The sequence below is a fragment of the Anaeromyxobacter sp. PSR-1 genome (assembly GCF_000964525.1).
GTDB lineage: Bacteria > Myxococcota > Myxococcia > Myxococcales > Anaeromyxobacteraceae > Anaeromyxobacter.
Map to the genome: position 1 here is coordinate 1 of NZ_BAZG01000197.1, position 7,960 is coordinate 7,960.

Consider the following 7,960-nt stretch of genomic DNA (forward strand, 5'->3'; position numbering starts at 1 on the left):
CGATCGCCGGACGGGTGGAGCCGGGCGGCGGCGGCCGGGGCCAGCGCGCCCACGTTCGCGGCCAGCGCGGCCGGGTCGAGCGCGCCGTCGTCGCCGTGGCCCACGTGCGCCCAGACCGGCGCCCACGACGCGGCGCCGTCGACGAGGAACCCGCGCACCGCGGCGCGCAGCGCCGGCCGGCCCGCCTCCGGCACCGCCGCGGTCACCTCGCGCAGGAGCGTGTTCATGGCCTCCGCGAGCGCCGCCAGGCGCGCCGCCTCCGGGGCCGGCTCCGCGGCCTCGTCGGCCTCGACGGCGACGTGGCCCGCCTCGGCGAGGTGGTAGAGGAGCTTCGTCGCCTCGAACTCGTCGAGGTGCGCGGCCGTGGCCAGCTCGGCCACGGTGCGGCTCCCGTCCACCAGCTCGAGCAGCGCGCGCTCCGGCGGCTGGAGCGCGGCCGCGCGGCGCGGGCGGCGCCGGCGCACGCGCGCCTGGGGCCCGGGGATGCGGGCGCGGAACAGCGCCAGCTCGTCCATGCGCCGGGCGCCGTCCATGAGCAGCGCCTGCGTGCTCACCGTGAGCGCGGCGGCGGCGCGCTCCGGCAGCTCCTCGTCCATGAGCACGAACGTGCCGCGGCCGGCGAGCAGGATGGCCTGGAACACCACCGTGGCCTGCTCGTGGAGGCAGTTCCACAGGTCGGCCGCGGAGAGCGCGCCCGCGTCGAGCAGCGCCTTGCCCACCGGCCGCCCCGAGCGCAGCGCGTCGCGCGCCTGCGCCTCCCCCACCAGCCCGAGCCGCACCGCGATCTCGCCCAGCCGCTCGCCGGGCGCGCTGGAGCGGGCGCCGCGCACCTCGCCCTCCTGGAACGCCACCGAGCGCTCCGCCCCGCCGGACGAGACGGTGAGGATCCCGGTGAGCCGCGACTGGTGCAGGAACGCCACCAGGTCGCCGAGCGGGAAGCCGTCGAGGTCGCCGGCCAGCAGGCAGCGCGGGCGGGCGGCCGCGGCCCCGGTGGCCGGGGTGCGGCGCGCCACCAGCAGGTCGGGCGCGGAGGGCAGGAGCACGAAGCGCCCGGCGCGATCGGCGAGCGCGCGCCGGACCTCGTCGGTCTGGGGGACCAGCCGCCCGTGGGCGTCGATGTCGAGCAGGCGCGTCAGTCGCGCTCCCAGCCCTGGTGCCGCTGCCACTCCTCCTCGTCCTCCAGCGCGTGCAGCAGCATGGCCGGCGAGTAGTCGGGCAGGGCCAGGTAGCGCCCGTTCAGGAACAGCGTGGGCGTGCCGCGCAGGCCGGCGGCGCGCGCCTCCGCCTGCGAGACGCGGATCTTGTCCAGGTACTTCCGGCTGGCGAGCGCGTCGCGCAGGTCGCCCGCGTCGCCGCCCGCCTCGCGCGCGGCGGCCGCGATCGCGTCCACGTCGAGCGGCGCCGCCGCCTCGAACAGCGCGTCGTGCAGCGGCCAGAAGATGCCCTGGTCGCGCGCCCACTCGCCGGCCTGGGCCGCCTCCAGCGCGCCGGGGTGCGCCTCGATGGGGAACGGCTTGAAGACCAGCTTCACGCGGCCGGGGTGCTCCTCCACGAAGCGCTCCAGCGCCGGGCGGAGGCCCCGGCAGAAGGGGCAGGTGAAGTCGGAGAACTCGAGCAGCGTGACCGGCGCCGCCGGGTCGCCGAGCGGCGGGCCGAACCCGTCGGTGGCGAGCGCCATGCGGCGGTCGAACGACGCGTAGTACTCGTCCACCAGGCCGGGCAGGGCGGACGGGCCCGCGCCGGCCGCCACCAGGCGCGCCGCGAGCCGGGTCATGCGCGCGGCGTGCTTGCACGGCTGGTGGGTGCGCAGGCAGCTCGTGACGGTGTGCGGGCAGCCGCAGTAGCAGAACGCCCGCGAGGCCCAGTCGCGCACGATGGCGCGCTGCTCCGGGGTGAGGTCGTCGAGGTCCACGCCGGCGAGCGGGTCGGCGGCGGCGCCCGCCTCCGGGGCTGCGCCGGCACCGGCGGCGGGGGCGCCCGGCGCGGGCGCGGCGGTCTTGCAGGCGGGCAGGCCGGCGAGGCCGAGGGCCGCGAGCGCGGCGAGGAGGATCGAGCGGGAGATGGTCATGGAGGGAGCCCCGGGAGCGCGGTCGCGGGATTCTAGTACGACCCGCCGGCGGGTGGGCGCCGCGCGCACGCTTTGAACGTGGCACCGCCCCCATGGTCTGCTTAGACAGGACCGGCCTTGGAACGCGAGCAGCCGACGAGGGAGCGGGGGACCATCCGCAAGGAGCCCGGCGGGCGCCTGGGCGTCGCCCTCGTGTACCCGAACGCCTACCGGCTCGGGATGGCGAACCTCGGCTTCCACGCGGTGTACCGGCTGTTCAACGCCGACCCGGGGGCCGCCTGCGAGCGGGCCTTCCTGCCGGAGGACGGCGGCGAGCCGCGCACGGTCGAGTCCGGCCGGCCGCTGCGCGACTTCGACGTGGTCGCGTTCTCGCTCTCCTTCGAGGACGACGACGCCCACGTCCTCGAGCTCCTCGACCGGGCCGGCCTGCCGCTCCGCAGCGCGGATCGCGACGAGCGCCACCCGCTCGTGCTCGGGGGCGGCATCGCCGTGCAGATCAACCCCGAGCCGCTGGCGCCGTTCTTCGATGCGTTCCTGGTGGGCGAGGGCGAGGAGCTGGTCGGTCCGTTCCTGGGGCTCGCCCGCGCCGCCCGCGAGGAGCGGCCCGCCCGCGCCGACCTGCTCCGGCGCCTGGCCCGGCTGCCGGGCGGCTACGTGCCCGGGCTGTACGACGTCGAGTACTCCGACACGCGGGATCCGCGCGACGCCTGGGTCACCCGCTTCGCGCCGCGCGAGGGCGCGCCGGAGCGCGTGCGGCGCTGCTACGTCCCGGACCTCCGGCAGGTGCCCACCTCGCGGGTGGTGGACAGCCCCGACGCGCAGTTCGGCGACCTGTTCCTCACCGAGGTGGCGCGCGGCTGCCTGTGGGGGTGCCGGTTCTGCGCCGCGGGGTTCGTGCAGCGCCCGTACCGCGAGGTGGACCTGGAGCGGCTCCGCGCCGAGGTGCGCGAGGGGATCGCCCGCGGCCAGCGCATCGGGCTCATCGGCCCGGACACGAGCGACTACACCGGCCTCGACGCGCTCACCTGCTCCATCGGCGAGCAGGGCGGCACCTTCAGCCCGTCGTCGCTGCGCGTGGACGCCATCACGGCGCCGCTGGCCCGGCGCATGGCCGAGGGCGGCGAGCGGTCGATCACCATCGCGCCCGAGGCCGGCACCGAGAAGATGCGCCGGGTGATCAACAAGGACTTCACCGACGACCAGATCGTCCAGGCGGCGGAGAACGCGCTCTCGCAGGGGATGCAGCACGTGAAGATGTACTTCATGTGCGGGCTGCCCGGCGAGACCGACGACGACGTGCTGGGGATGGCGCGGATCGCGGTGCGCATCCGCGAGGAGGTGATGCTGCCATGGGCCCGCAAGCGCGGGCGCATGGGGCGCATCTCGCTCTCGGTGAACCCGTTCGTGCCGAAGCCGTGGACGCCGTTCCAGTGGCTGCCCATGCACGACCGCAAGTGCCTGGAGGCGAAGCGCAAGCTGCTGGAGCGGACGCTGCGGCCGCTCGGCATCGACGTGGACTTCTTCAGCCCGCGCGAGGCCTACCTCCAGACGCTGCTCTCGCGCGGCGACCGCCGGGTGGCGGACCTGCTCGAGCTGGCGCACCGCGAGACCGGCGGCGACCTGCGCAAGGCGCTGGCGCGCTGGCCCCACGATCCGGACTTCTTCGTGCTGCGCGAGGCGGGCGTCGAGGAGACGCTGCCCTGGGACTTCGTCGACCAGGGCCTCGAGAAGCGGTTCCTGGCCCGCGAGCTCCGCCGCGGCGTCGCCTCGAAGCTCACGCCCAAGTGCGCGGTGGACACCTGCCGCGCCTGCGGCCTCGACTGCGCCGACCACCCGGAGCTCGAGCCGGCGGTGGTCCAGCTGGCCGCGCCGGCCCGCCCCGCCTGAACGGCGCGCCCGCCCCGGGGCCCGCCGACGGGCCCGGAGCGGACGGCGGGATCAGGGCGCCGGGGCCGCGCTGGTCCCGGTGATGGGGACCTCCAGCGGCAGCGGGATGGGCGCGTCCACGATCCAGTCCACCTCGCTCGGCGCGTAGGGGTCCGCCTCCTTGCCTGCGGTGAGCGTCACCGACGCCCCCACGCCGCAGGTGAACCCGCCGAGCCGCGCCACCATCCGGCACGGCCCCACGCTGTCCACAGGGCAGCGCGTGCCGCACGCGCCCGCCGCGTTGCAGGGCTGGTAGGTGAACTCGAGGCCGCGGCCGTCCGGGTAGGCGTCGAGCCCGCGGTAGGCGGCGGCGATCTTCGACGGGTCGCGCACCGCGACGGCGTAGGAGGTGGCCGCCGGGAGCAGGTTCAGGTTCACGTCCGCCGCGTACACCGCGTAGGTCGCCCGGGTGGGCACCTCGCCGGCGACGAGCGCGAACGGGGCGGCCGGGGCGGTCGGGGTGCACGCGCCCTCGCCGGCGGCGGGGAGCGCGGCCCAGCGGGTCCCGAGCAGGCCCGCGCCGCCCGGCGCGGGCGCGGCCGGCAGCGGGACGCCGGTGAACAGCACCACCGTCTGCGTCCAGACCTTCGCGAGCGCGTCCCACCGGCCGTTCGCCGCGGTCCAGTCGCCCGAGCCGTCCACGTCCACGAACGCTTCGCCCGGATCGTGCTGCCCGTCGTCGTCGGCGTCCACGAACGGCTCCGGCAGGTCCACGAACGGCTCGCCGGCGTCGTAGCGGCCGTCGCCGTCGAGGTCGGTGAACGCCTCCTCGCCGTCGGCCACCGCGATCACCGAGACCACGCCGTCGCGCGGGTTGTGCGTGCGGGTGCCGCACGCGTCGGCGTACGTCACCGACGGCTCGCCGGCGCGCGGCGCCACGTCCTCCGGCAGGTAGCCGCCCAGCGTCGCGAACAGGCCGGACGCGAGGCCGAGGTCGCGCTGCGCCGACGGGTCCATGCCGGGCTGGAGGTCGGGCGTGGTGCGCGCGATGGCGGCGCGGCTCGCCTCGGAGTGGAACGTCACCGCGGTCGCGCGCCCGAGCACGTTCTGGTAGCGGTCCTGCAGCACCGCCACGCAGGTGAAGGCCGCGTCCACCAGCGACGCGCCGCAGTCGGTCTCGGCGAGCGCCTCCACGTTCTCCGGGCTGCACACCAGCGTGAACGCGCCGGCGCTGGGCCGGGCGCCGACGACGGGCACGCCGGGCTGGAGCGCGGCAGAGCGGGTCTGGCCGCCGGCGGTCGCGGTGGCGGTCATGGTGAGCGTGCCGGCCACGGTGCCGGACTGCAGCGTGGCGCGCGCCTGGCCGAGCGAGTCCGGGGCGGCGCCGCCGGAGGTGGTCGCGGTGCGCACCGCGCTGCACGCCGGGCCCGGCACGGCGCACGGGATCGCGCCGTGCAGGTCGGAGCCGCCCAGCCGCGGGTGCTCGAGGTAGACCTCCAGGCCGTCCGGGTAGGCGAGGCCGTCGTCGCCGACCAGCGTGAACGTCACCGCGTTCGACTCGTTCCAGCCGGAGTCGCGCACGCCCATCACCGGGAACGCCGGCGCGGGCTGCGCGGAGATCTGCGCCAGCGCCGGCATCCGCACCGAGGCGGTGGTCTCGACCGGCACGGCGGCGAGGCGGGCGGTGAGGCGCGCGGTGCCGCCCTGCGCGGCGGAGACGAAGGTGGCCGCCGCCACGCCGGCGCCGTCGGTGGTGACGGTGACGCTCGCGGCCGGGCCGGCCTCGGACTGGAACGCGCCCAGCGTGGTGGTCAGCACCACCTGCTCGCCGGCCGCGGGCACGCCCTCGCGCGCGAGCGTCACGGTGACGGCGGTGGTGGCGCGGCCGTCGGCCGGGATGCGGCCGCGCGCCGGGGCGAGCGCCAGCGCCACGCCGGAGGCGAGGTCGGTGCAGCGGCGGTTGCGGCAGGCCCAGCGCGCGCCGGCCGCGGCGTCGCACGGTTGCCCGTCGCAGGCGGTCTCGGCGCAGTCCACCAGGCCGTCGCAGTCGTCGTCGAGCCGGTTCGCGCAGGACACCTCGGCCGGCTCGGTGGCATCGCAGGCGACCGGCGCGCACGTGCCGGCGGCGCACGCGCCGGCCCGCCCGTCGGCGGTCGCGCAGGTCGCGCCGCCGCAGTCGGCGTCCTCGCAGTCCACCCGGCCGTCGCAGTCGTCGTCCCGCCCGTCGCCGCACGCGGTCTCGCCGGCGGACGCCGGCGTGCAGACGCAGGCGCCCTCGGCGCAGGCGCCCACCGCCCCGCCCGCGGCCAGGCAGCGGCGCCCGGCGCAGCCGGCGTCGGCGCAGTCCACCCCGCCGTCGCAGTCGTTGTCGCGGGCGTCGTCGCAGGCGGTCTCGCCGCCCGACTGCCCGGCGTCGGGCGTGCACGTGCACGCGCCGGCGGCGCAGGTCCCGACCGCCCCGGCGCCGGTGCGGCAGGTCGCGCCGGCGCACTCGGCCGCGGCGCAGTCCGCCGCCGGGTTGCCCGCGTCCGGCACGCCGTTGTCGCAGATCTCGGCGCCCACGAACGTGACCTGCGCCAGGCCGTACGCCAGCGAGGCGTCGGAGGCGGTCACCGACACCGGGCCCCAGCACCCGGGGTTCAGGCGCTGGTCGCAGGTGACGAGCGTGAGGTCGCCCTCGGCCGCGGGGAGCGTGGCGGTGCTGGTGCCGGTGCCGAGGAACGTGCCGCGGCTCGCCACCACCGCGACCGGCCCCTTGCCGGCGCGCACGTGGACGGTGACGGTCGCGGCGCCGTCCGCCTTCACCAGCGCCGGCGTGGCGGTGACGACGACCGGCAGGACCGTCGGGGCGTCGTCGCCGCCGCCGCCGGAGCAGGCGGCCGCCGCGAGGAGCAGGGCGAGCAAGGATCGGCGGGTGGGCGTCATGGAGGGCTCCGGTCGGCGAGGGGTGGGGACGGCCGGCCTTCGCCGGCGGTGACTGCGACCTGTGGTGAATGGACTCCGCAGGGCGGAACGCCGGCGCGCGCGGACGTGACCAGGAGTGGAGGGCGGGCGCGCGCTTCCCGACGCGGCGTGCGGGTCGCGCCGGGGACCCGGAGGATTCACCGAGGGTGCGCAGCGACCCGCGCCGCGCGGCGGCGCGCGTGCGCGGGCGCCCGCGGTCGGGGTATGAAGGGCCCGTGGACGAGCGCGAGGCGATGCAGGAGGCGCTGGGCCTGGCGCGCGAGGCGGCGGCCCGCGGCGAGGTGCCGGTCGGCGCGGTGGCGCTGTTCGAGGGCCGCGTGGTCGGCCGCGGCGCGAACGCCCGCGAGGCGGCCCGCGATCCGACCGCCCACGCCGAGCTCCTCGCCATCCAGGAGGCGGCGCGCACCCTCGGGCGCTGGCGCCTCACCGGCGTGACGGTGGTGGTGACGCTCGAGCCCTGCGCCATGTGCGCCGGCGCCATGGTGCTCGCCCGCATCGACCGGCTGGTCTACGGGGCGAGCGACCCCAAGGCCGGCTGCGTCGGCTCGCTCCAGGACCTGTCGACGGATCCCCGCCTGAACCACCGGTTCCCGGTGGAGCGCGGCCTGCTGGCCGAGGAGTCCGGCGAGCTCCTCCGGGCCTTCTTCCGGGCCCGCCGGGGCGCCGGGACCGGAAACGGCAACGGCGGCGAGGGGTAGGCGAGCCTTCCCCCTTGGCACGCCCCGGGAGATCGGTTAAACCCGCCCGCGGAGAGCTGGCCGAGCTGGTCGAAGGCGCCTGACTCGAAATCAGGTGTACCGGCAACGGTACCGGGGGTTCGAATCCCTCGCTCTCCGCCAATTTGGACCACGACTGCGGGCTCGCTCGCCGAACGCGAGGACAGCAGAGGCCGGACGAGAGGTCGGGAAGCAAGGGAGCGCAGGTCCCCGAGCGAAGCGAAGGGGACCGAGCGCTCCGGATGAAGCTGAAACGCGGCCACGCCCGCGGATGGCGTTTGGAGCAGTAACCTCAGCGAGCGCAGGCCCACGCGGATGAGCGTGGGCCGGAGCGAGCAGGGGGTCT

At 77.2% G+C, this 7,960-nt stretch carries 5 protein-coding genes and 1 tRNA gene; 3 read left to right on the top strand and 3 right to left on the bottom strand.

What is annotated here, in order from left to right:
- Both PSR1_RS19865 and PSR1_RS19870 read right to left on the bottom strand, forming a co-directional pair.
- On the bottom strand, nt 1-1,166 hold a 1,166-nt coding region (locus PSR1_RS19865; protein ID WP_059439142.1), incomplete at its 3' end, for a DUF4388 domain-containing protein.
- The gene (locus PSR1_RS19870) at nt 1,133-2,068 is read right to left on the bottom strand and encodes a thioredoxin domain-containing protein (protein WP_059439143.1); all 936 of its coding nucleotides are present in this window, start codon (nt 2,066-2,068) and stop codon (nt 1,133-1,135) included. The genes PSR1_RS19865 and PSR1_RS19870, both read right to left, overlap by 34 nt.
- A 117-nt stretch (nt 2,069-2,185) precedes the next feature.
- Here PSR1_RS19870 and PSR1_RS19875 point away from each other — a divergent pair, with 117 nt between their 5' ends.
- Complete coding sequence (locus tag PSR1_RS19875; RefSeq protein ID WP_059439144.1) at nt 2,186-3,955, top strand: radical SAM protein; 1,770 nt, start codon at nt 2,186-2,188, stop codon at nt 3,953-3,955.
- A gap of 51 nt (nt 3,956-4,006) precedes the next feature.
- Here the strand turns inward: PSR1_RS19875 and PSR1_RS19880 are convergent, their stop codons facing one another.
- Nucleotides 4,007-6,859, bottom strand: a complete 2,853-nt coding sequence (locus PSR1_RS19880) for an invasin domain 3-containing protein (RefSeq protein WP_059439145.1) — start codon at nt 6,857-6,859, stop codon at nt 4,007-4,009.
- 254 nt (nt 6,860-7,113) lie between these two features.
- Between PSR1_RS19880 and tadA the strand changes: the two genes are divergently transcribed.
- Both tadA and PSR1_RS19890 read left to right on the top strand, forming a co-directional pair.
- Nucleotides 7,114-7,596, top strand: a complete 483-nt coding sequence (gene tadA / locus PSR1_RS19885) for a tRNA adenosine(34) deaminase TadA (RefSeq protein WP_272946372.1) — start codon at nt 7,114-7,116, stop codon at nt 7,594-7,596.
- A gap of 50 nt (nt 7,597-7,646) precedes the next feature.
- A tRNA-Ser gene (locus tag PSR1_RS19890) sits at nt 7,647-7,737 on the top strand.
- Nucleotides 7,738-7,960 lie beyond the last annotated feature (223 nt).

Excerpts from the sequence above, each read along its gene's own strand:
- PSR1_RS19880 (WP_059439145.1), bottom strand. The coding sequence starts at position 6,859 with ATGACGCCCACCCGCCGATCCTTGCTCGCCCTGCTCCTCGCGGCGGCC.
- PSR1_RS19870 (WP_059439143.1), bottom strand. The coding sequence starts at position 2,068 with ATGACCATCTCCCGCTCGATCCTCCTCGCCGCGCTCGCGGCCCTCGGC.